At 68.6% G+C, this 22,332-nt stretch carries 20 protein-coding genes; 14 read left to right on the top strand and 6 right to left on the bottom strand.

The window, feature by feature from the left end; translation table 11 throughout:
- The first annotated feature begins 356 nt into the window (after positions 1 to 356).
- The 7 genes from tig (at position 357) to AB0M48_RS17495 (ending at position 7,986) form a co-directional block, all read left to right on the top strand.
- Positions 357 to 1,703: a trigger factor gene (tig, locus tag AB0M48_RS17465; protein WP_363842495.1), complete on the top strand. Its 1,347-nt coding sequence runs from the start codon at positions 357 to 359 to the stop codon at positions 1,701 to 1,703.
- Positions 1,704 to 1,902: 199 nt separating this feature from the next.
- The gene (locus AB0M48_RS17470; RefSeq protein ID WP_266038020.1) at positions 1,903 to 2,490 is read left to right on the top strand and encodes an ATP-dependent Clp protease proteolytic subunit; all 588 of its coding nucleotides are present in this window, start codon (positions 1,903 to 1,905) and stop codon (positions 2,488 to 2,490) included.
- A gap of 20 nt (positions 2,491 to 2,510) precedes the next feature.
- Positions 2,511 to 3,140, top strand: coding sequence for an ATP-dependent Clp protease proteolytic subunit (locus tag AB0M48_RS17475; RefSeq protein WP_167970516.1), 630 nt, complete (start codon positions 2,511 to 2,513; stop codon positions 3,138 to 3,140).
- A 329-nt stretch (positions 3,141 to 3,469) separates the two neighbouring features.
- Complete coding sequence (clpX, locus tag AB0M48_RS17480) at positions 3,470 to 4,750, top strand: ATP-dependent Clp protease ATP-binding subunit ClpX (RefSeq protein WP_030479397.1); 1,281 nt, start codon at positions 3,470 to 3,472, stop codon at positions 4,748 to 4,750.
- 65 nt (positions 4,751 to 4,815) lie between these two features.
- Positions 4,816 to 5,394, top strand: a complete 579-nt coding sequence (locus tag AB0M48_RS17485) for an alpha/beta hydrolase (RefSeq protein WP_363842500.1) — start codon at positions 4,816 to 4,818, stop codon at positions 5,392 to 5,394.
- Between the two features lie 56 nt (positions 5,395 to 5,450).
- Positions 5,451 to 6,668, top strand: coding sequence for a serine hydrolase domain-containing protein (locus AB0M48_RS17490; RefSeq protein WP_363842503.1), 1,218 nt, complete (start codon positions 5,451 to 5,453; stop codon positions 6,666 to 6,668).
- 19 nt (positions 6,669 to 6,687) lie between these two features.
- The gene (locus AB0M48_RS17495) at positions 6,688 to 7,986 is read left to right on the top strand and encodes a serine hydrolase domain-containing protein (RefSeq protein WP_363842506.1); all 1,299 of its coding nucleotides are present in this window, start codon (positions 6,688 to 6,690) and stop codon (positions 7,984 to 7,986) included.
- On the opposite strand, the gene AB0M48_RS17500 is transcribed toward AB0M48_RS17495, so the two are convergent.
- The 3 genes from AB0M48_RS17500 to fdhD are packed head-to-tail and all read right to left on the bottom strand — an operon-like array spanning position 7,983 to position 10,845.
- Complete coding sequence (locus tag AB0M48_RS17500; RefSeq protein ID WP_363842509.1) at positions 7,983 to 8,861, bottom strand: alpha/beta hydrolase-fold protein; 879 nt, start codon at positions 8,859 to 8,861, stop codon at positions 7,983 to 7,985. The two genes, AB0M48_RS17495 and AB0M48_RS17500, sit on opposite strands and share 4 nt — an antisense overlap.
- Before the next feature lie 39 nt (positions 8,862 to 8,900).
- A complete protein-coding gene (locus tag AB0M48_RS17505; RefSeq protein WP_363842512.1) occupies positions 8,901 to 10,031 on the bottom strand; it encodes a CaiB/BaiF CoA-transferase family protein in 1,131 nt (376 codons plus the stop codon).
- The gene (fdhD, locus tag AB0M48_RS17510) at positions 10,018 to 10,845 is read right to left on the bottom strand and encodes a formate dehydrogenase accessory sulfurtransferase FdhD (RefSeq protein WP_363842515.1); all 828 of its coding nucleotides are present in this window, start codon (positions 10,843 to 10,845) and stop codon (positions 10,018 to 10,020) included. Before fdhD ends, AB0M48_RS17505 begins: the two co-directional genes overlap by 14 nt.
- Before the next feature lie 65 nt (positions 10,846 to 10,910).
- Between fdhD and AB0M48_RS17515 the strand changes: the two genes are divergently transcribed.
- Together AB0M48_RS17515 and AB0M48_RS17520 are read left to right on the top strand one after the other, a co-directional pair.
- Complete coding sequence (locus tag AB0M48_RS17515; RefSeq protein ID WP_363842518.1) at positions 10,911 to 12,425, top strand: NAD(P)/FAD-dependent oxidoreductase; 1,515 nt, start codon at positions 10,911 to 10,913, stop codon at positions 12,423 to 12,425.
- A gap of 47 nt (positions 12,426 to 12,472) precedes the next feature.
- Positions 12,473 to 12,964, top strand: coding sequence for a hypothetical protein (locus tag AB0M48_RS17520; RefSeq protein WP_363842521.1), 492 nt, complete (start codon positions 12,473 to 12,475; stop codon positions 12,962 to 12,964).
- Here AB0M48_RS17520 and AB0M48_RS17525 read toward each other — a convergent pair.
- Positions 12,909 to 13,229 (bottom strand): DUF2238 domain-containing protein, encoded by a 321-nt coding sequence (locus AB0M48_RS17525; RefSeq protein WP_363842525.1) that lies wholly within the window; start codon positions 13,227 to 13,229, stop codon positions 12,909 to 12,911. The two genes, AB0M48_RS17520 and AB0M48_RS17525, sit on opposite strands and share 56 nt — an antisense overlap.
- A 200-nt stretch (positions 13,230 to 13,429) precedes the next feature.
- Between AB0M48_RS17525 and AB0M48_RS17530 the strand changes: the two genes are divergently transcribed.
- Positions 13,430 to 13,999, top strand: coding sequence for a helix-turn-helix domain-containing protein (locus AB0M48_RS17530; protein ID WP_363842528.1), 570 nt, complete (start codon positions 13,430 to 13,432; stop codon positions 13,997 to 13,999).
- Between the two features lie 181 nt (positions 14,000 to 14,180).
- On the opposite strand, the gene AB0M48_RS17535 is transcribed toward AB0M48_RS17530, so the two are convergent.
- Both AB0M48_RS17535 and AB0M48_RS17540 read right to left on the bottom strand, forming a co-directional pair.
- On the bottom strand, positions 14,181 to 16,469 hold the full coding sequence (locus AB0M48_RS17535; RefSeq protein ID WP_363842531.1) for an FdhF/YdeP family oxidoreductase: 2,289 nt from the start codon (positions 16,467 to 16,469) through the stop codon (positions 14,181 to 14,183).
- A gap of 163 nt (positions 16,470 to 16,632) precedes the next feature.
- Positions 16,633 to 17,388, bottom strand: a complete 756-nt coding sequence (locus AB0M48_RS17540) for a hypothetical protein (protein WP_363842534.1) — start codon at positions 17,386 to 17,388, stop codon at positions 16,633 to 16,635.
- 85 nt (positions 17,389 to 17,473) lie between these two features.
- On the opposite strand from AB0M48_RS17540, the gene AB0M48_RS17545 reads away from it, so the two are divergent.
- The 4 genes from AB0M48_RS17545 (at position 17,474) to AB0M48_RS17560 (ending at position 22,320) form a co-directional block, all read left to right on the top strand.
- Positions 17,474 to 20,101 (top strand): valine--tRNA ligase, encoded by a 2,628-nt coding sequence (locus AB0M48_RS17545; RefSeq protein ID WP_363842537.1) that lies wholly within the window; start codon positions 17,474 to 17,476, stop codon positions 20,099 to 20,101.
- A 5-nt stretch (positions 20,102 to 20,106) separates the two neighbouring features.
- Positions 20,107 to 21,444 carry a folylpolyglutamate synthase/dihydrofolate synthase family protein gene (locus tag AB0M48_RS17550; protein ID WP_363842540.1) on the top strand — a complete coding sequence of 446 codons (1,338 nt, stop codon included), beginning with the start codon at positions 20,107 to 20,109 and terminating at the stop codon, positions 21,442 to 21,444.
- On the top strand, positions 21,441 to 21,833 hold the full coding sequence (locus AB0M48_RS17555) for a DUF4233 domain-containing protein (protein ID WP_090071204.1): 393 nt from the start codon (positions 21,441 to 21,443) through the stop codon (positions 21,831 to 21,833). The genes AB0M48_RS17550 and AB0M48_RS17555 overlap by 4 nt, the downstream gene beginning before the upstream one ends.
- Before the next feature lie 190 nt (positions 21,834 to 22,023).
- On the top strand, positions 22,024 to 22,320 hold the full coding sequence (locus tag AB0M48_RS17560; protein ID WP_363842544.1) for a PE domain-containing protein: 297 nt from the start codon (positions 22,024 to 22,026) through the stop codon (positions 22,318 to 22,320).
- Positions 22,321 to 22,332: the final 12 nt, after the last annotated feature.

Raw genomic sequence — 22,332 nt, forward strand, 5'->3', positions numbered from 1 at the left:
GGAAGTCGTAGGTGTCGGGGAACTCGCTGCGCCACGGCTCGATGCCGGCCTTGCTCTGTGCGCTGCGGACCTGGACCGCGGTGGCGCGCTGCCGGCCGTAGCGGTGATGCCTGCGAATCTCGTGACGAAACGGTGCACGTCCAACCCCAGGAAATCGGGCGAAGCCCCCAGAACGGCGCGAACCGGCCGTCGGGAGATGACGGTGGCGAAGGGATCTGACAGTCCTGAACCGTCGCGGTCGCCGGGGTGGCGGCGGTCACAGCGCGGGTCTCGCCTAGACTCGCTGGGAATCCGGGCGTCCCGAAGTGGCGGTACCGGCTGTCTTGCACGTTCTTGTTCGTATCGAGGAGTCCACGTTGAAGAGCACCGTCGAGCACCTGAGCCCGACGAGGGTCCGGATCAACGTCGAGGTGCCGTTCGACGAGCTCAAGTCGAACTTCGACCAGGCGTACCGGAAGCTCGCGAAGCAGGTCCGCATCCCCGGCTTCCGTCCGGGCAAGGCCCCCGCGAAGGTCCTGGAGAACCGAATCGGCCGCGCTCCGGTGCTGGACGAGGTCATCCAGGAGGCGATCCCGGCCAAGTACCTGGAGGCCGTCAACGCGGGTGAGGTGCGCACGCTCGGCCGTCCCGACTTCGAGGTCACCAAGATCGAGGACGGGCAGACCCTCGAGTTCACCGCCGAGGTCGACGTCCGTCCCGAGATCACCGTGCCCGCCTTCGGCGAGCTCGCCGTGACGGTGGACGAGCAGGAGGTCACCGACGAGGACGTGACCACCCAGCTCGACGAGCTCCGCGCCCGCTTCGGCACGCTGACCGGTGTCAGCCGCCCGGTCGAGACCGGTGACTTCGTCATCGTCGACCTGTCCGCGACCGTCGACGGCGAAGAGGTCGAGGAGGCCCGCACCAGCGGCCTGTCCTACGAGGTCGGCTCCGGCCAGCTCGTCGAGGGCATCGACGAGGCGCTCGTCGGCGCGACCGAGGGTGAGACCAAGACCTTCACCACGACGCTCGTCGCCGGTGAGCACGAGGGCCGCGAGGCCGAGGTCACCGTTGTGCTGAGCAGCGTCAAGGAGCGTCAGCTCCCCGAGCTCGACGACGAGTTCGCGCAGCTCGCCAGCGAGTTCGACACGCTCGACGAGCTCAAGGGCGACCTGCAGACCCGCCTGGCCCGCGTCAAGAAGATGCAGCAGGGCGTGCAGGCGCGCGACAAGGTCCTCGAGGCGCTGCTGGAGACCACCGAGGTCCCGCTGCCCGAGGGCATCGTCCAGGGCGAGATCGACGCCCGCAAGCACGACGCCGTGCACGCCTTCGACCACGACGACGCGAAGTTCGCCGCCTGGCTGACCGAGCAGGGTCAGTCGGAGGAGGAGTTCGACGCCGAGCTGCGCAAGGCCGCCGAGCAGGCCGTCAAGACGCAGCTGGTGCTCGACTCGATCGCCGACGCCGAGCAGGTCACGGTGTCCGACGGTGAGCTCACCGAGCGGATCATCTACCAGGCCCAGCGCTTCGGCATCAGCCCGGACGAGTACGTCAAGCGCGCGCAGCAGTCGGGTCAGCTCGGCGCGATCTTCGCCGACGTCCGCCGGGGCAAGGCGCTCGCGAGCGTCGTGCGCCAGGCCGAGGTCAGCGACTCGTCCGGTCAGAAGCTGGACCTCGACGAGCTCTTCGGCGAGACCAAGTCCGATGAGGACGGCCAGGAGTAGCGAACGACCGAGTTGTTCGCCCTTTCCCCGCGAGCGGGCGAACTCCGGAAATACAGCTGATAGCGAACGCGGGCGGTGTCGGGCATCTGACGCCGCCCGCCTTCGTTAAGGTCGAACGCAGAGAGTTTTCGCTTCCAGATTCGTTCCACCTGGAGTTAGGCAGGCAGACGTGACGCAGCACTCCTTCCCGACCCCCGAGATGCGGTCGGCCACCGCCGGGATGAACCTCAACGACTCGGTGTACGAGCGGCTGCTCCGCGAGCGGATCATCGTCCTGGGATCACAGGTCGAAGAGGGCATCGCCAACCAGATCACCGCACAGCTGCTGCTGCTGGCCGCTGAGGACCCCGAGAAGGACATCACGCTTTACATCAACTCGCCGGGTGGTTCCGTCACGGCGGGCATGGCCATCTACGACACGATGCAGCTGATCCAGCCGGACGTGGCCACGTACGCGATGGGCCTCGCGGCCTCGATGGGGCAGTTCCTGCTCTCGGCGGGTGCGCCCGGCAAGCGCCACGCGCTCCCGCACGCCCGGATCCTGATGCACCAGCCGTCGGCCGGTGTCGGCGGTACGGCCGCGGACATCGCGATCCAGGCGGACATGCTGACGCGCACCAAGCGCGAGATGGCCGAGCTGATCGCCGAGCACACCGGGCAGACCCTCGAGACCATCACCCGCGACTCCGACCGCGACCGCTGGTTCACGGCGCAGGAAGCGCTGGAGTACGGCTTCGTCGACAGGGTCGTCACCAGGGCCCAGCCCGTCGGCGACTCGAACAACTGACGTCAGCTAGGAGACCTCAAGTGAGCCAGTTCCACATGCCTCAGTCACGGTACGTGCTGCCGTCGTTCGTGGAGCGCACCAGCTACGGCATGAAGGAGTCGAACCCGTACAACAAGCTCTTCGAGGAGCGCATCATCTTCCTCGGCGTGCAGGTTGACGACGCTTCGGCCAACGACGTCATGGCGCAGCTGCTCGTGCTCGAGTCCGAGGACCCGGACCGCGACATCCTGATGTACATCAACTCGCCGGGTGGCTCGTTCACCTCGTTGATGGCCATCTACGACACCATGCAGTTCGTCCGCCCGGACATCCAGACGTACTGCCTCGGCCAGGCGGCCTCCGCCGCGGCCGTGCTGCTCGCGGCTGGAACGCCTGGTAAGCGGCACGCGCTGCCCAACGCGCGAATCCTGATCCACCAGCCTTCGATGGAGGGCGCGTACGGTCAGGTGTCCGACCTGGAGATCCAGTCGAACGAGATCCAGCGCGTGCGCCGCCTGATGGAGTCCACCCTCGCGCGGCACACGAACCGGACGGCAGAGGAGGTTCGCGAGAGCATCGAGCGCGACCGCATCCTGACGGCCGAGGAGGCCAAGGAATACGGCATCGTCGACACGGTGCTGCCCTACCGCAAGCTTTCCGCCAAGTCCTGACGGGCGACGGTGGGTGAGGTGCGCTCGCGAAGAGCGCTCGCCTCGCCCGCCGCCCGGTGTTCGTCTGGGGACGTCCCAGACGCCGGACCTTGTCTTGGTGGCTGGGAAAATCCCCAGCCCCAGGGCATCGTGCACCCACCCGACACGCCGATGTGACCGGATGTCCGGCCTGATCGGCGCGTCGGGGGACGCGGGTCCTCCCCTGAAGCGGGGTCGGCCAGGTACCGTCAGGAGAACGGGCTCAGCACCCACAGCCAGTGGGACTGCCACAGCAAGTCAGCAGGCGCACTACAGCAGGTGTGCGCCGGAGGGGACATAGGTCAGCGGTCATGGCGCGTATCGGTGACGGCGGCGACTTGCTGAAGTGCTCTTTCTGCGGAAAGAGCCAGAAGCAGGTGAAGAAACTCATCGCCGGCCCCGGCGTCTACATCTGCGATGAGTGCATCGATCTCTGCAACGAGATCATCGAGGAGGAGCTGGCCGAAGCCGGCGACGTGAAGCTCGACGAGCTGCCGAAGCCCGCCGAGATCCACGAGTTCCTCGACCAGTACGTCATCGGACAGAGTGACGCCAAGCGCACCCTCTCCGTCGCCGTCTACAACCACTACAAGCGCATCCAGGCGGGCGACCGCGGGCGCGAGGGTCGTGACGACGGCGTCGAGCTGGCGAAGTCGAACATCCTGATGCTCGGCCCGACGGGGTGTGGCAAGACCTACCTCGCGCAGACGCTCGCGAAGATGTTGAACGTGCCGTTCGCCATCGCCGACGCGACGGCGCTGACGGAGGCCGGGTACGTCGGTGAGGACGTCGAGAACATCCTCCTGAAGCTCATCCAGGCCGCCGACTACGACGTGAAGCGCGCCGAAACGGGCATCATCTACATCGACGAGGTCGACAAGATCGCTCGAAAGAGTGAAAACCCGTCGATCACGCGCGATGTGTCCGGCGAGGGCGTGCAGCAGGCACTGCTGAAGATCCTGGAAGGCACCACCGCCTCGGTGCCCCCGCAGGGCGGCCGCAAGCACCCGCACCAGGAGTTCATCCAGATCGACACGACGAACGTGCTGTTCATCGTGGCCGGTGCCTTCGCGGGTCTGGAGAAGATCATCCAGGACCGCGTCGGCAAGCGGGGTCTGGGCTTCGGTGCCGAGGTCCGCTCCAAGGCCGAGGTGGAGTCGTCGGACTTCTTCGCCGACTCCATGCCGGAGGACCTGATCAAGTTCGGTCTGATCCCCGAGTTCATCGGGCGTCTGCCGATGGTCGCCTCCGTCACGAACCTCGACAAGCCGTCCCTGGTGATGATCCTCACCGAGCCGAAGAACGCCCTGGTGAAGCAGTACCAGAAGCTCTTCGAGATGGACGGCGTGGAGCTCGAGTTCACCAAGACCGCGCTCGAAGCAATCGCTGACCAGGCGATCCTGCGCGGTACCGGTGCTCGTGGCCTCCGGGCGATCATGGAAGAGGTCCTGCTCCCGGTGATGTACGACATCCCCAGCCGCACGGACGTCGCCAAGGTCGTCATCACCGAGCAGACGGTGAAGGAGAACGTGAACCCGACCATCGTGGCTCGGCAGCCCTCGCGCCGGGAACGCCGGGAGAAGTCCGCGTAAGTGATCTTCTTGGAACGGCCCCGGCAACTCGTTGCCGGGGCCGTTCTTCGTTCTAAGGTGGAGTCATGTCGCTGCCTCACGTGCTCCTGCTCCACGGCTACACCGGCTCCGGCCCCGGCCACTGGCAGCGGTGGCTGGCCCAGACGGTGTCCGAGCACGGCGGCCTCGCCGACCTGCCGCACTTCAGCAGCCCGGAGGCCCCCGACCGCGACACCTGGTTGCGCGAACTCGACACGCACCTCGAAGCGCTGCCTGCCGACCGCGAACGTGTCGTCGTGGCGCACTCGCTCGGCTGCTACCTCTGGCTGCACCACGCGGCCCGTGAGCCCATCGCCCACGTGGACCGCGTGCTGCTGGTAGCCCCACCGGCGCTGGACCACCCGGAACCGGCCATCAAGTCGTTCTTCCCGGCCCCGCTCGACCCGGCGAACCTGCGCCGCGCCGCCACCGAGACCCGCCTGGTCGCGGGCGAGGGCGATCCGCACTGCTCGATGCAGGCCGCGAAGGAACTCGCCGAGGCGTTGCGGATCGAGATCGACGTCCTGCCCGGTGCCGGCCACATCAACATCGACGCGGGCTACGGGGAGTGGCCCGCGGTGCTCAAGTGGGTGCGGTCGAGGACGGTCCCGCTCTCACCGCGCTAGCCATCACTTCCTGGGGGGAACGTGAACGGAGATTTCGGCAGGGCGGCGGTGCGGCGGTGAACGCCGCCGAGTGGATCACCCGCAGGCTGCCTGAACTGCCGGACGAACACGGCGTGGTCGGTGCCCAGCTCGCCGTGCTGGCCGACGGCGAGATCACCGACGTGGCCGCAGGCCTGCTGAACGCAGGCACGCGCGCACCGGTGACCACGGAGTCGCTGTTCCAGATCGCGTCGATCACCAAGGTCTGGACGGCGACGCTCGTCCAGGAACTGGTGAACGAGCGCAGGCTCGACCTCGACGGTCCGGTGTGCGACGTGCTGCCGGGCTTCCGGCCGGTCATCACGCCGCGCCAGCTGCTGACCCACACGTCGGGCCTCGACGGAGACCTCTTCCACGACACCGGCTCGGGTGCCGACGCGGTCGAGAAGTTCGTGGCGCGGCTGGCCGACGCCCCGCAGATCGCGCCGCCGGGCGAGCTGTGGTCGTACTGCAACAGCGGTTTCACCGTGCTCGGCCGGATAGTGGAAGTGTTGCGCGACAAGCCTTTCAACACCGTCCTAAAGGAACGGTTGGCAGTGCCGCTGGGGCTCACCATCGCGACGACCTACGCGGAACGCACGCCATCACACGCCGTTGGGCACGAGGACGGCCGGCCGGTGACCGATCCGGGACCGGAGTCCGACTGGCCCGCCGGGTCGGCGCTGGCTATGAGCGCGCGAGACCTGCTCGCGTTCGTGCGCATGCACCTGGCGACGCCGGCGTTCGCGGTGATGCGCGCGCCGCAGGTTTTGTTGCCGGACTTCGGTAATCGCGCTTCCTGGGGCCTGGGCTGGGAACTGCCGGACTACTCCGGCGGCCCGGTGATCGGCCACCACGGCGCCAACAGGGGCCTGGCCTCGTTCCTGCGGGTCGCTCCAAAGCGCGGAATCGCGGTCGCCCTGCTGGCCAACGGTGGCGCGGCACGCGAAGTGTTCGACGACATCATCGAGAACGTCTTCAGCGAACTCGCCGGTGTGCGCAGGCCGGAGCCGCCGACGCCGCCCGACGCGCCCGAACCGGTGAACGAGCGTTTCCTCGGCACCTACCGCTGCGCCGGTCACGAAGTGGTTGTGACGCAGGCAGATCACGGCCGCGTACGGGTCGATCTCGATGGCGAGGAGCGCGTGTTCGTGGCTCTGCGCGACGACGCGGTGATCGCCCTGGAGAGACCGCACACCGTGCTGGTCTTGATGGGCGATCTGGTGCACTTCGGGCGGGCTGCCGCCCGGATCTGAGAACTCCTGGGGGAGAAGCATGATCAACCTGGACGAACTGGTCGAGGAACACGGCGTCGTGGGCGCCCAAGTCGCCGTGCTGCACAACGGCGAAATCACCGACATGGCAGCAGGTGTGCTGAACAACGTCACCGGCGAGAAGGTGACGACGGACTCCATCTTCCAGATCGGGTCGATCACCAAGGTCTGGACGGCCACGCTCGTGCAGGAACTGGTGAACGAGGGCCTGCTGGACCTCGACCGCCCGGTGCGCGACGTGCTGCCGGAGTTCAGGCTCGCCGACGAGCAGGCCGCGCGGATCATCACGCCCCGGCACCTCCTCACCCACACCGGTGGTTTCGACGGCGATCTCTGGCACGACACCGGCAGCGGTGACGACAAGATCGAGAAGTACGTCGGACTCATGGCCACAGCACGGCAGGTGGTGCAGCCCGGTGAGTTCTACTCGTACTGCAACAGCGGGTTCGTGGTGCTCGGCCGGATCGTGGAAGTGTTGCGCGGCAAGCCTTTCAACACCGTGTTGCGGGAACGGTCGATCGAGCCGCTCGGTCTGTGCACCGCGGCCACCAGCCACGCCGAGTACGCCGCCCGGACGTGCGCCACGGGGCACCTGGGCAAGGAGCTGAAACCGGCCGGGAAGGTGATGACCGAGGGGGACGCTCCGGCGGGTTCGGTGCTCGCGATGTCCGCGCGAGACCTGGCGGCGTTCGCGCGGATGCACCTGGACGCAGGCGAGTTCGGCGCGATGCGGGAAACCCAGGTCCCGATCCCGAACTTCGGGTTCGGCGGTGCACAGGGCCTCGGCTGGGTCGTGCAGCGCTACGCCAACGGCCAGACCGGCGTGGGCCACACCGGAGCGACGCTGGGCTTCGAGGCGTATCTGCGGGTGATGCCCAGTGCCGGGATCGCGATCGCCCTGCTCACCAACGGCGGGCCGAGCCTGCCGTTGGTGCGCGCTGTCTTCCAGGAGGTCCTGGGCGACCTGGCGGGCGTCACACTGTCCACGTTTCCCACGCCGCCCCTCGTGCCGGTGCCGATGGACGTGGAGAAGCTCGTCGGCGTCTACCGGTCCGCAGGGATGGAGGCGCACGTCACCGAGGGAGACGGAGACAGGGTGAGGGTGCGGTTCGTGGCTCTCGACGACGTCTTCCGGGCTCTCGGCGACGACGAGGAGCACGAGTTCACCGGGTTGCGCGACGACGCGCTGATCGCCGTCGAGAAGGAGGACGGGCACCACCCGGTGGTCGTCCTGTGCGGACGCGACGAGCAGGACCGCGTGAAGTACCTGCACTGGGGCAGGGCGGCCCGGCGGGTCTAGACGGCGCGCTTCGCGTACTTGGCGAGGAACTGCACGACGTCGGGCGTCACCTTGCGGTACAGCCCGTCGTCGTGGCCGCCGGCCTTCACCGTGCCCACCTGGGGCCGCGCCTCGCGGATGAACCGGCGGGTGCCCTCGATGAACCTGTCGCGGTCGCCGATCCACACGCCCAGCGCGGTCGGCCCGGTGGACTTCAGGTGGCGCAGCGGGTCGAGCGACGCCCACTCGCGCTCGGTCTTGAACGCACGCCGCTTGGCCATCTCCGGCCAGGTCGTGATCAGGCCGGGGGAGATGGCCGCGGCGGCCGCGACGGGGTCGCCGCGTTCGGCCCTGCGCCTCGCGTAGAGCAGCGAACCGAAGCCGCCCATCGACACGCCCGTCACCGCGAACGGTTCGCCGTAACCGCGTTCCTTGAGCCAGCGCGGGACCTCGTCGAGCAGCATGGCCATCGGGTCGTCGCCGGGGACGTTCTCGTGCCAGTAGTTGTCCCCGCCGTCGACCGCGACGAAGCCGAACGCGGGCACCGAGCCCTTCGCGACGGCGGCGGCCAGGACCTCGGGGAGGTTGCCCACGGCGGCGTGCCTGGCGTCGCCGTGCAGGCCGTGCAGGAGGATCGACATCGGCAGGCCGCGGGCGTTCGCGCCGGGCGGGAGGTAGAAGGCGAGGGTGACCTCGCGGTGGCGGGCGGCCGAGTACACGCGCTCGAAGCGGATCGCGGGCTTCGCGGCGGACGTCGCCCGCACCTTGTCGGCCGTCGCGATCTGCCGCTCGACGGCGGTGGGCGACGACACGTACGTCGCGACGCCGGTGGCTGTCGCGATGACCACCCCGATCGCCGCGAGGAGGCTGCGGCGGCTGTACCTCGGTTCCCCCATGCTCACCTCATCGCGTGGGCACCGTTCCTCGTTTCCTTCTCAGAGGACGGAACGCACGCGCAGGGAAGTTCGTTCCTCACCCGAATAGCCCAGCCAGGTCAGCACCGCGTCATTGTGCTCGCCGAGGGCGGGGACCGCACCCGGCGACCACTCGAAACCGGCCACCGGCGGCGGCAGCATCCGCGCCGTTCCGCCGGGAACCCGCACGTCAACCCACGTGTCGAGCTGCGGGTGGGTGGGCAGGTCGGTGATCGGGCGGGTCAGTGCGGCAGGCACGTCGGCGGCGTCCAATGTGGCCATCAACTCGGCCGCGGTGAGGTCCGAGAACGCCCGTTCGAGCAGCTTCTGCAGCTCTGCGCGGTGCTCCACGCGGGACGCCACTGTGGCGAACCTCTCCTGCGGCGCGAGCCCGATGAGACCGCAGAGGCGCTGCCACTGCCCGTCGTTCTGCACGGCCAGGTGCACGGCACCGTCCGCGCAGGCCACCGGCCCGTACGGCGCGATGCTCGGGTGGTGGGCACCCGAGCGCGGGGCCGCGGCGCCCGTGCCGGCGGCGTAGAGCATCGGCTGGTGCATCCACTCGGCCATCGCTTCGAACAGTGACAGCCGCAGCCGTGCGCCTTCACCCGTCCGGCCGCGTTGCAGCAACGCGGCCAGCACCGCCGCCTGCAACTGGACGCCCGCCGCGATGTCCGCGACCGAGATGCCGGCGCGGGCCATCACGTCGCCCTCGCCGGTCAGCGACACCAGCCCGGCCTCGGACTGCACCAGCGCGTCGAACGCCTTGCGGTCCGCGTACGGGCCGTCCCAGCCGTAACCGGACAGCTCACCGACGATCAACTCCGGCGGCAGCTCCAGCGCGAGCCGCTGCCACACCCGCGGCGACAGGTTGCACAGCAGCACGTCCGCCCGCGCCACGAGCCGGTCCAGCACCTCACGGCCGCCGGGGTGGGTGATGTCCAGCGACACCGACTCCTTGCCGACGTTCGTCCACGCGAAGTACGACGACACCTCGCCGCACGACGAGTCGTAGTGGCGCGCGAAATCGCCCGTCCCGGGCCGTTCGACCTTGATGACCCGTGCGCCCAGGTCGGCCAGCAACCGCGTCGCGTACGGCACGGCGACGGCCTGCTCCAGGCTCACCACCACGACGCCGTCAAGCGGTCTCAACCACGCGCTCCCCACCGGTGTAGACGTTCATCGAGTCGCCGCGCAGGAAGCCGATGAGCGTCATGCCCTGCTCCTCGGCGAGCTCGACCGCCAGCGACGACGGCGCCGACACCGCCGCCAGCACCGGAATCCCGGACATCGCGGCCTTCTGCACCAGCTCGAACGACGCCCGCCCGGACACCATCAGCACCGCGCCGCGCAACGGCACGAGGTTCTGCAGCACCGCCCAGCCCAGCACCTTGTCGACGGCGTTGTGCCGGCCCACGTCCTCGCGCACGACCAGCAGCTCACCGTCGACGAACAGCCCGGCCGCGTGCAGCCCGCCGGTGCTCTCGAAAACCTTCTGCCGTTCCCGCAACGCGTCCGGGAAGCCCGTCAGCGCCTCGGGCGTGACCGTGACCTCGTCCAGCGCGGGCGAGTAGCGGGTCTTGAGCTTCACCGCGTCCAGCGCGCCCTTGCCGCACACCCCGCACGACGACGTGGTGTAGAAGTTCCGCTCCACCCCGGTGTCCGGCGGCGGCACGCCCTCGGCCAGCGCGATGTCCAGCACGTTGTAGGTGTTCATCCCGTCCGGCCCGGTGCCCTCGCAGAACCGGGCGATCGAGATGTCCTCCGACGTCCCGATGACGCCCTCGCTGAGCAGGAAACCGTGCGCGAGCTCCACGTCCTGACCCGGCGTGCGCATCGTGACGGCCAGAGCCTTGCCGTTGACCCGCAGCTCCAGGGGTTCCTCGGCGGCGAGCGCGTCGACTCTGCGGCGACGCCCGCTCGGCGACACCCGCTCGACCGCTCGGCGCACCGTCACTCGGCCCATGTGCACATCTCCTTCGGACCGCTATGTTGCCCACCGACCAGGCTACGTGGGAGGGATTCCGGGGCATGGACGACGTCGTGATCGTGGGGGGCGGCCACAACGGGCTGGTGGCGGCCGCGTACCTCGCCAGGGCGGGGAAGTCGGTCAGGGTGCTGGAGAAGCTGCCGCACGTCGGCGGGGCGGCGGTGAGCGCCTCACCGTGGGAGGGCGTCGACGCCCGGCTCTCGCGCTTCTCGTACCTCGTCTCGTTGCTGCCCGACCGGATCGTGTCGGACCTGGGGCTGGAGCTCGCGTTGGAGTCCCGTGCGGCCTCGTCGTACACGCCGAACGGCAAGGGCGGGCTGCTGGTCGAACGCTCGCCGGGCGAGGCGACCGTGAAGTCGTTCGAGGCCGTGTGCGGGTCGCTGGACGACTGGGAGCGGTGGCAGCGCTGGTACGCGGACCTGGAGCTGCTGGCGCAGGCCCTGGCGCCGACATTGCTGGAGCCGCTGGTGTCCCGCGAACACCTGCGCGTGCACGTCGACGCGGTGGCGCGCGGCCGGTTGTGGGAGCAGGTCTTCGAACGGCCGATCGGCGCGACGTTGCAGGAGCTGTTCGAGGACAACCTGGTGCGCGGCGTCGTCGCCACGGACGCGTTGATCGGCACGCATTCGTCGCTGCACTCGTTGCGCGCCAACAAGTGCTTCCTCTACCACGTGATCGGCAACGGGACAGGGGAGTGGAAGGTCCCGGTCGGCGGCATGGGTTCGGTCACCGCCGAGCTGGAACGGGTCGCGCGCGAGGCCGGTGCGCGGATCGTCACGGGCGCCGAGGTCACGTCCGTCGAGTCGGACGGCAGGACCGCCTCGGTGACTTACGGAGACGAGACGGCCGAGGCCAGGTTCGTGCTCTCGAACGTGGCGCCGTCGGTGCTGGGACGCCTGCGGGGCAAGGAGGTCCACGACGCTCCCGGCTGTCAGCTGAAGATCAACATGCTGCTGCGGAGGCTGCCCGAGCTGAGGTCCGGTGTGGACGCGCGGCTGGCGTTCGCCGGCACGTTCCACCTCGACGAGTCCTATGACCAGCTGGAGGTCGCGTACCTGGAGAGCGCCGCGGGCCAGGTGCCGTCGGTGCTGCCGGGTGAGATGTACTGCCACTCGCTGACCGACCCGTCGATCCTCGGGCCGTCGCTGCAGGGCCACGAGACGTTGACGCTGTTCGGCCTGCACCTGCCGGCGTCGTTGTTCGAGGGCCGCAACACCGAGCTGCGCGACGAACTGGTGCGGCGCTACCTCGACCAGCTCAACGCGCACCTCGTGGAGCCGATCCAGGACTGCCTGGCCGTCGACGCGCAGGGAAACCCGTGCATCGAGGCGCGCACTCCGCTCGATCTTGAGTCCGAGCTCGGCCTGCCTGGTGGCAACATCTTCCACGGCGAGCTCGACTGGCCGTTCGCCGAGACCGACGAGCAGGTCGGCAAGTGGGGCGTGGAGACCGACGTGGACAACGTCTTCGTCTGCGGTGCGGGCTCCCGGCGTGGCGGCGGGGTCAGCGGCATCGGCGGCCACAACGCGGCGCAGGCGGTGCTCGAACGCATCTGAGACATTTTTGATGACACTCCGCGTCATCTCTGGTTACAGTTGGCGGCGTGGGGGACTTCTACGGGATCGCGGAGATCGCCGACGCCATGGGGCTGAGTCGGCAGCTGGTGGCCGTCTGGCGCAAGCGGCGCTCGCACGGCATTCCCGAGCCGGACGCGGAACTCGCGTCCGGCCCGATCTGGCGCCGCGAGACGGTCGAGCCGTGGATCGAACGCACGCGCGGCCGCCTGGGCCTCGCGGGCACGCGGGAGTCCGCGAGCAGGGGCCTTCGGCTGCGCACCTGCCGCCGCGTGCTGCGGCTGGCGGCGTTGATGCTGGAGGATCCGCAACGGCCGCGCGTGCTCAACGAGGCCGCGGACCAGCTGCGCGACCTGATCCACGAGGTCGACCAGTCCGCGGACGACGTCGTCGGCGCGCTGCTGCGCGAACTCGTCGAGCCCGTGCGCGACCCGGACGTGCCCGCGGAGTTGTTGCGGGTGCCGGTCATCGAGTCGTTGCCACTGGTGACCGCCGTCGCACGCAACTCACCTGACTGGTGACGAGCGCGCCGAGCGCGGTCAGCGCCATGTCGGCGTGGGCGTCCCACATGTCGCCCTGCTGGCCGTTGTAGGCCTCGGCGACGCCGGGGGCGAGCGTCAGCGCGATCGCCCACTCCAGCAGTTCGTAAAGCCCACTTGTCGCGAGTGTGATCTCCAGCGATCGCAACCACTTCCGCCGCAGCACCGCGGTCAGGCACACGCCGTACGCGAAGTGCACGAGACGGTCGAAGTGGTTGCGGTCCCAGGAGAACGCCTCAACAGCCACAGCGCCGCGAGTGCCACGGCCGTCAACGAGCAGTGCAACGCCTGTTCGGCAGGCCAGGGCGGGTTGATCCACGTCACCGCCATCAGGGCGCCAACCGCGCCCAGCAGCCACACCTTCCCCCAGGTCAGGAGGCAGGTTATATCAGGGTTTATATATCAAGGAACCTTGCTAAAGATTTCTTGATGTGCGACCGTGGTGTCATGACCGACAGTCCGATCACCGACCCCAAAGCGCTCCGGGCGCTCTCGCACCCGTTCCGGTGGAAGCTGATCAACCTGCTGACGGACGAGGGTGCGCGCACCGCCACGCAGTGCTCGGAGAAGCTCGACGAAAGTGTTGCCAGCTGCTCGTATCACTTGAACATGCTTGCCAAGTACGGCTTCGTCGAAGAGGTCGAGGGGCCGGGCAGGCAGAAGCCTTGGCGACTGGTCAGCGCGCGGCAGAGCATCTCGCCGGACGGCCTCGACCCTGAGGCCGCGATGGCCGCCGAGACCGCTGTGCTGGCGTACCTGGACCACGAGTTCAGCCGCATGCGTGAGCGGCTGGTCACCCGCAAGCTGCTCTCCGAGGACTGGCGCGAGACGGTCGGTACGAACAGCAGCACCAAGTTCCTCACCGTGGAGGAGGCCATCGCGTACAAGGACGAACTGGACGCGTTGATGAGGAAGTACAACGAGCGCACGGAAAACGCGTCGCTGCGGCCCGAGGGTTCTCGCCCGGTCCGGTACTTCCTGGGTGTGACCGTCGCGCCCGATCAGGAATCCGAGTAGATCACCGAGAGGGGAATCGCCGTGATCTCGCACCACGAAGCGTTTGCTATCTCGAAGTACCGTCAACGGGAGTTCGAGGCCGACGCGGCCGCGCGCCGGCTCGTCAAGAAGCCCGAGAGGGTCGAGACCGAACCCGAACGACGCCGGTTATGGCTCTTCGTCCGGGTTCGGCACGCGTAGCTCAGGCTGCGGCTTCGAGCCGCACGATCACCGACTTGGAGGTCGGCGTCCCGGAGATGTCCGCCTTGGAATCCAACGGCACCAACGGGTTCGCCTCCGGGAAGTACGTCGCCACGCACCCGCGCGCGGTCGAGTAGGAGACGATCCGGAACGACTCGGCGCGGCGTTCGACGACGCCCGTCGGGTCGTCCTTCCACTCCGAGATGATGTTGACCATCTGACCGTCCGTGAAGCCCAGTTCGGCGATGTCGTCGGGGTTCACGAACACGACGCGGCGGCCGTCCTTCACGCCGCGGTAGCGGTCGTCCAGGCCGTAGATCGTGGTGTTGTACTGGTCGTGGCTGCGCAGGGTCTGCATCAGCAGCCGGCCCTCCGGCACCTCGATGACCGTCAGCTCGTTCGCCGTGAAGTTCGCCTTGCCGGTCGCCGTCGCGAACTCCTGCGAGTCACGCGGCGGGTGCGGCAGCACGAAACCGTCGGGCTGGCGCACGCGCGTGTTGTAGTCGGTGCAGCCCGGCACGACGCGGGAGATGTGCTCGCGGATGACGTCGTAGTCCTTCTCGAACTCCTCCCACGCCACGGGGTGCGAGGCGCCGAGGGTCTTGCGCGCGAGCCGGCAGACGATCGAGATCTCGGACAGCAGCTGGTCCGACGCGGGCTTGAGCCGGCCCCGCGATCGGTGCACGACCGACATCGAGTCCTCGACCGTCACGAACTGCTCGCCCGAGTGCTGCACGTCGCTCTCGGTGCGGCCCAAGGCGGGCAGGATCAGCGCCGTCTTCCCGTGCACGACGTGCGAGCGGTTGAGCTTCGTGGAGACGTGCACCGTCAGGGAGCACTGCTCCAGCGCCTTCTCGGTCACCGGGGTGTCCGGGGTGGCGCTGACGAAGTTGCCGCCCATCGCGATGAACACCTTGCCGCGGCCGTGGCGCATGGCGTTGATCGCGTCGACGGTGTCGAAACCGTGCTTGCGCGGCACGGAGATGCTGAACTCGCTCTCCAGGGCCTGCAGGAACTTCTCCGGCATCTTCTCGTAGATGCCCATCGTGCGGTCGCCCTGCACGTTCGAGTGGCCGCGCACCGGGCACAGGCCCGCGCCCGGCTTGCCGATCATGCCGCGCAGGAACATGACGTTCGTGATCTCGCGGATCGTCGGCACGCTGTGCTTGTGCTGCGTGAGACCCATTGCCCAGCAAGCGATCGTGCGCTGGGAGTCGACGAACATGCCGGCCACGCGGGTGATCTGCTCGCGGGTCAGTCCGGTCGCGGCGATCACCCGGTCCCAGTCGAGCTCGCGCAGGCTCGCCGCGTACTCCTCGAACCCGTGGGTCTTCGCCTCGATGAACTTCTTGTCGAGCTTGTCCCACTGCAGCAGCAGGTGACCGATCGCCTGGAACAGCGCCTGGTCGCCGCCGACCCTGATCTGCACGAACTCGTCGCACAGCGCGGTGCCCCTGCCGACGATGCCCGCGACGTTCTGCGGGTTCTTGAACCGCATCAGGCCCGCTTCCGGCAGCGGGTTGATCGCGATGATCTTCGCGCCGTTCTTCTTGGCGTCTTCCAGGGCGCTGAGCATGCGCGGGTGGTTCGTGCCGGGGTTCTGGCCGATGACCACGATCAGGTCGGCGAGGTCGAAGTCCTTGATGGACACCGAGCCCTTGCCGATGCCGATCGTCTCGTTGAGCGCGGAGCCGGACGACTCGTGGCACATGTTCGAGCAGTCGGGGAGGTTGTTGGTGCCGAACGAGCGGACCAGCAGCTGGTAGAGGAACGCGGCCTCGTTGCTGGTGCGGCCGGAGGTGTAGAAGATCGCCTCGTCCGGGGATGACAACGCTGTCAGCTCGTCGGCGATGAGCGTGAACGCGGCGTCCCAGCCGATCGGTGTGTAATGCGTCGCACCGGGCCGCAGGACCATCGGTTCGGTGAGCCGGCCCTGCTGGCCGAGCCAGTAGTCCGTCTTCGTCCGCAGGCTCTCCAGGGAGTGCTCGGCGAAGAACTCGGGCCCGATCCGGCGCTTGGTGGCTTCCTCCGCGACGGCCTTCGCGCCGTTCTCGCAGAACTCCGCCATCTTGCGGTGGCCCTGCGGTTCGGGCCACGCGCAACCGGGACAGTCGAAACCTTCACGCTGGTTGAGCAGTCGCAACGTCTTGACCGTGCGCCCGACGCCCATCTGCTCGACCGCGCGGTCGAGCGACACGAGCACGCCGGGAATACCCGCTGCCCAGGTCTTGGGGGTGCTGACTTCGAGCGCGGACTCGTCGACGTCGTGCTGCGGGGGCTTGCTGCTCATGCGTCCATTGTTCGCTGATCGACGTCGGCGCCGCCAGCGCCCCCGAAGAACGCGGCGGCGTCGCCCGTCACGGGCCCCAAGGGGTTGAACGGTCCGTGACGGTCAATTGTGATCGCCGTCACTGCGTCCCGGCACCTCTGAAAGGGTGATCAGTCGCCGCCGATCAGGCGCTCACCGCGCAGGCCGAACCCCCGGCGAACCGCGGCGCCAGGTAGCCGTCGGTCTTCGTGGAGCACGCCGCGTGGTCGATGCGGATCGTCGTGCCCCTGATCTGCAGGCCCTGCGGGATCAGCCGGTAGTCGGCGATCGCGTGCAGCAGGACGACGAAGTCCTCGTGGCTGCCCACGGCGGCCCTGTCGGCGGGCGCGAAGGCGTAGGCGATCAGGTAGTCGCTCCGGATGACGTCGACGCCCTCGCTGTCGACGGCGGGTGCGATGGTGCCCTTGACCTTGATGCCGCCGGGCAGCAGCGTGGTGCCCTGCTTGAGCCGGGTCACCAGCGTCGGCAGAACCGGCTTCCAGGCCTCGCGTGCCTCCGCGGGCACCAGTGAGAGGAACGCGGTGGGGTCGTGCCCCACCAGCACCGCGGGGTCCAGCCTGGCCGCGACGACGGCCCTGCGCACCTGGTCGTGCTCGGCTGCCGCGACGACCCCCTTCTCGCCGTCCGCCCAGGTCTCGAACTCCGTGCCGGCGAACGGCCGGTCGAGGTCCACGGCGGACGCGGGGTGCGCCGGTCCTTCCGCGACACCGCCCAGCAGCAGGCCGCCGGCCACGAGACCGGTGACCGCGAGCGCTGCCACGAACCCGATGACCAGACCCCGCTTGCCGCGTCTCTCCCGGTTGAACTCGCGCTCGACCCGACGGCCCCACTCGGCGTCGTTCAGGTCCGGATGATCTTCAAGGCCCCCGTAAAGACTCACGAGGCGGGGATCGTAGAGGTCGGCCCGCGCGTTAGCAGGTATCTCGGTGTAAGTCGATAGCCAGCCCTCCGTAGACTTCTGCGCTGTGACTGAACTCGACACCGCAACCCAGCGTCCTGACCTCCCCGCCGCGTGGACTCCGGCGGAGGTAGAGGCGGAGCTGTACCAGCGGTGGGTCGACCGGCGGTACTTCGAGGCGGACGTCAAGAGCGACAAGCCGCCGTTCACGATCGTGCTGCCCCCGCCGAACGTCACCGGCAGCCTGCACATGGGCCACGCCATGAACCACAGCGTGATGGACGCGCTGTCGAGGCGCCGCCGCATGCAGGGCTACGAGGTGCTGTGGCTGCCGGGCATGGACCACGCCGGCATCGCGACGCAGAACGCCGTCGAGCGCGACCTCGCGAAGCAGGGCCTGTCGCGGCAGGACCTCGGGCGCGAGAAGTTCGTCGAGCGCGTCTGGGAGTGGAAAGAGGAGTACGGCGGCAAGATCCTCGACCAGATGAAGCGGCTCGGCGACGGCATCGACTGGTCGCGCGAGCGCTTCACCATGGACGAGGGGCTGTCGCGCGCCGTCCAGACGATCTTCAAGAAGATGTACGACGACGGCCTGATCTACCAGGCCGAGCGGATCATCAACTGGTGCCCGCGCTGCCAGACGGCGCTGTCGGACATCGAGGTCGACCACAGCGAGGACGAGGGCGAGCTCGTCTCGATCCGGTACGGCGACGGGGAGAACTCGATCGTCGTCGCGACCACGCGCGCCGAGACGATGCTGGGTGACACCGCGGTCGCCGTCCACCCGGACGACGAGCGCTACCAGCACCTCATCGGCACCGAGGTCGAGCTGCCGCTGACCGGCCGCCGCATCCCGATCGTCGCCGACGCGCACGTCGACCCGAAGTTCGGCACGGGCGCCGTCAAGGTCACGCCCGCCCACGACCCGAACGACTTCGAGATCGGCCAGCGCCACGGCCTGCCGAACCTCACGATCATGGACGGCCGCGCCACCATCACGGCGAACGGCCCGTTCCTCGGCCTCGACCGCTTCGAGGCGCGTCCGGCGATCGTCGCCGCGCTGCGCGCCGAGGGCCGGATCGTCGCGGAGAAGCGGCCGTACGTCCACTCCGTCGGGCACTGCTCGCGGTGCAACACGGTCGTCGAGCCGCGGCTGTCGCTGCAGTGGTGGGTCAAGGTCGAGACCATCGCCGAGGCCGCGTCCGCCGCCGTCCGCGACGGCCGCACCAAGATCCACCCGGCCGAGCTGAACAAGCGGTACTTCGACTGGACCGACAACCTGCACGACTGGTGCATCTCGCGCCAGCTGTGGTGGGGCCACCGGATCCCGGTCTTCTACGGCCCCAACGGCGAGGTCGTCTGCGTCGGACCGGACGACGAGGTGCCCACCGGTGAGGGCTGGCGTCAGGACGAGGACGTCCTCGACACGTGGTTCTCCTCGGGCCTGTGGCCGTTCTCGACCCTGGGCTGGCCGGAGTCCACTGAGGACCTGAAGAAGTTCTACCCGACGTCCGTTCTCTCGACCGGCTACGACATCCTGTTCTTCTGGGTCGTCCGGATGATGATGTTCGGCCTGTACGCGATGGACGAGGTCCAGCCGTTCGACCACGTCTTCCTGCACGGCCTGATCCGCGACCAGTACGGCAAGAAGATGTCGAAGTCCAAGGGCAACGGCATCGACCCGCTGGACTGGATGGAGCGCTACGGCGCCGACGCCACCCGCTTCACATTGCTGCGCGGCACGAACCCCGGTTCGGACATGGCCGTCGCCGAGGAGTGGGCGGCCGGTTCCCGCAACTTCACCACGAAGCTGTGGAACGCCACGCGGTTCGCGCTGGCCAACGGTGCGACGGTGGCCCGTCCGCTGCCCGCCCGCGAGGAGCTGACGGCGGCCGACCGCTGGATCCTCGACGAGCTCGACGCGCTGGTGTCCACTGTGGACTCCAACTTCGAGGCGTTCCAGTTCTCCCGTGCCTGCGAGGCGCTGTACAGCTTCACGTGGGACGAGTTCTGCGACTGGTACCTGGAGATCGCGAAGGTCCAGATCGCGGAGGGCCGCGCGGAGGCCACGCAGTCGGTCCTGGGTCACGTCCTCGACGTCGTGCTGCGCCTGTTGCACCCGGCGATCCCGTTCATCACCGAGACGCTGTGGACGTCGCTGACCGGTGGCGAGTCGCTCGTGGTCGCCGACTGGCCGAAGCCCACCGGCGCCGAGCGCGACCTCGACGCGCTGGCCGAGATCGAGGGCCTGAAGAAGCTCGCGACCGAGATCCGCCGGTTCCGCTCCGAGCAGGGCCTCAAGCCCGGTCAGAAGGTCGCGGGCAAGGTCCGCGGCGCGTGCTGCGTCGGCCTGACCGACCAGGTCCCGTCCGTCCGCGCGATGACGCGGCTGACCGAGCCGGGCGACGAGTTCACCGTCTCCGCGACGCTGGAGGTCGGCCTGCCCAAGGGCGCGGTGAAGGTCGAGCTGGACCTGTCCGGCACGATCGACGTCGCGGCCGAGCGCAAGCGCCTCGCGAAGGACCTGGCCGCGGCGCAGAAGGAACTCGAGGGCACGACGAAGAAGCTGGGCAACGAGGCGTTCCTCGCCAAGGCGCCCGCCGACGTCAAGGCCAAGATCGAGGAGCGCAAGGCCGTCGCCGAGTCCGAGATCGCCCGCATCAACGAGCGCCTGGCCGCGCTGCCGGAGGCGTAAGAACCGTGGAAACCAACCTCGACGAGTTCCTCGACGTCGAGAACGAGCTCAACCAGCGGTGGCCCGAGACCAAGCTCGAGCCGTCACTGGACCGCATCAAGGCGCTCGCCCACGTGCTGGGCGACCCGCAGACGTCCTACCCGGTCGTGCAGCTGACCGGCACGAACGGCAAGACGTCGACGTCGCGCATGGTCGATGCGCTCTTCACGCGCATCGGCCTGCGCACCGGCCGGTTCACGAGCCCGCACCTGCAGCTCGCGACCGAGCGGATCAGCATCGACAACCAGCCGATCTCGCCTGAGCGCTACGTCGAGGTCTACCGCGACATCGAGCCGTACGTCGCGATGGTGGACTCCCAGTCGGAGATCCGGCTGAGCAAGTTCGAGGTGCTCACCGGCATGGCCTACGCGGCCTTCGCGGAAGCGCCGGCGGACGTCGCCGTGGTCGAGGTCGGCATGGGCGGCACGTGGGACGCGACGTCCATCGTGGACACCCGAGTCGCCGTGCTCACCCCGATCGGCGTCGACCACACCGAGTACCTCGGCAACCGTCCCGAGGACATCGCGATGGAGAAGTCCGGCATCATCAAGCCGGGTTCCGTCGCGATCGTCGGTGAGCAGACGCCCGAGGTCATGAGGGTGATCCTGGAACGCGTCGCCGAGGTGGACGCGATGGTGGCCCGTTTCGGCAGCGAGTTCGGCGTCCTGTCGAGGTCGGTGGCCGTCGGCGGCCAGATGATCACGCTGCAGGGCCTGGGCGGCGTCTACGAGGACATCTTCCTGCCGCTGCACGGCGAACACCAGGCGGCGAACGCCGCGCTGGCGCTGGCCGCCGTCGAGGCGTTCTTCGGCGCGGGCCCCGAGCGCCAGATCGACATCGAGATGGTCCGCGAGGGCTTCGCCTCGGTCGTCACGCCGGGCCGCCTGGAGCGCGTCCGTTCCGCGCCCAACGTCTTCGTGGACGCCGCGCACAACCCGCACGGCGCCGAGGCTCTGGCCCGCGCGCTGGAGTCGGAGTTCGGCTTCCGCAAGCTCGTGGCCGTGGTCGCCGTCATGTCCGACAAGGACGCCGAGGGCATCCTCGCCGCGCTGGAACCGGTCGTGCAGGAACTGGTGATCACCACCAACTCCTCGCCCCGCGCCATGGACCCGGACGTGCTGGCCGGCCTGGCCGTCCCGATCTTCGGCGAAGACCGCTTCGAGGTGCGTCCCCGCCTGGTCGACGCCATCGAGGAAGCCATCCACCTCATCGAGGACGAACAGTCCGGCGGCGGCATCATCGTCACCGGCTCGGTCGTCACCGCCGGCGAGGCCCGCGCCCTGTTCGGAAAGGAGCCGGCATGACCACCCCGGCCCCGCTGAAGAAAGACCCGATGAAGGCGTTCCGCGGCATCATGGCCGGCACGCTGATCCTCGAGGTCATCGTCGTGGCCCTGGCCCTCCCCGTGATCGCCAAGCTGCACGGCGGCGTCACGTCCCTGGTGGGCTGGGTCGCGTTCGGCTTCATCGCGGTGTTCATCGCGATGTGCGCCTTCGTCCGCAAGCCCTGGGCGATCGGCGCCGTCGTGGGGCTGCACGTGCTGCTGATCGCCACCTGGCTGCTGCTGCCGGCGATGGGCGTGATCGGCGTGATCTTCGGGCTCGTCTGGGCGTACCTGCTGTGGCTGCGCAAGGACCTGCTCAAGCGCATGGCCGAGGGCCGGCTCCCGGCCCAGCAACAGCAGCAGTCCTGACCGAGAGCGCATTTCCAAGTTATTCGGCAAAAGCTCCACCGAACGAATTCCCGCGCTTCGTGCCCTCGCTTGTCGCAATGCGACAGCGAGGGTTCGTCTTGTTCACCCGATCGTGCCGCGAAACCGGGACTGGCCGCGCGACCTGGCGCTATGCTGCTCGACGCACGAATCTGCGGGGAGGGCACGGGGGATGAGCGGAACCAAGGTCGATCTGGAGACACTGCGCGCTGCCATCAAGGAGTACGAGTCGATCAAGGACGAGCTCCTGATGGCTCACCAGAGCGGTGTGGTGCTGACCACTGTTCAGGGGGCCGGCAAGGACGCGCCGAGTCAGGTCTACGCGAACTGGGCTCGTGCTGCGGGCGAGGCGCATCAGAAGTCCAACGAGCAGCTCCAGGACACGCTGACCACCCGGATCGAGAACTTGAAAGCCACGCTGCGTCAGTACGAGCAGACCGAACAGGGCAACCGCGACAACCTCAAGTAGAAGGACTGGGCC

Source organism: Lentzea sp. NPDC051208 (assembly GCF_040682435.1).
Lineage (GTDB): Bacteria > Actinomycetota > Actinomycetes > Mycobacteriales > Pseudonocardiaceae > Lentzea > Lentzea kristufekii.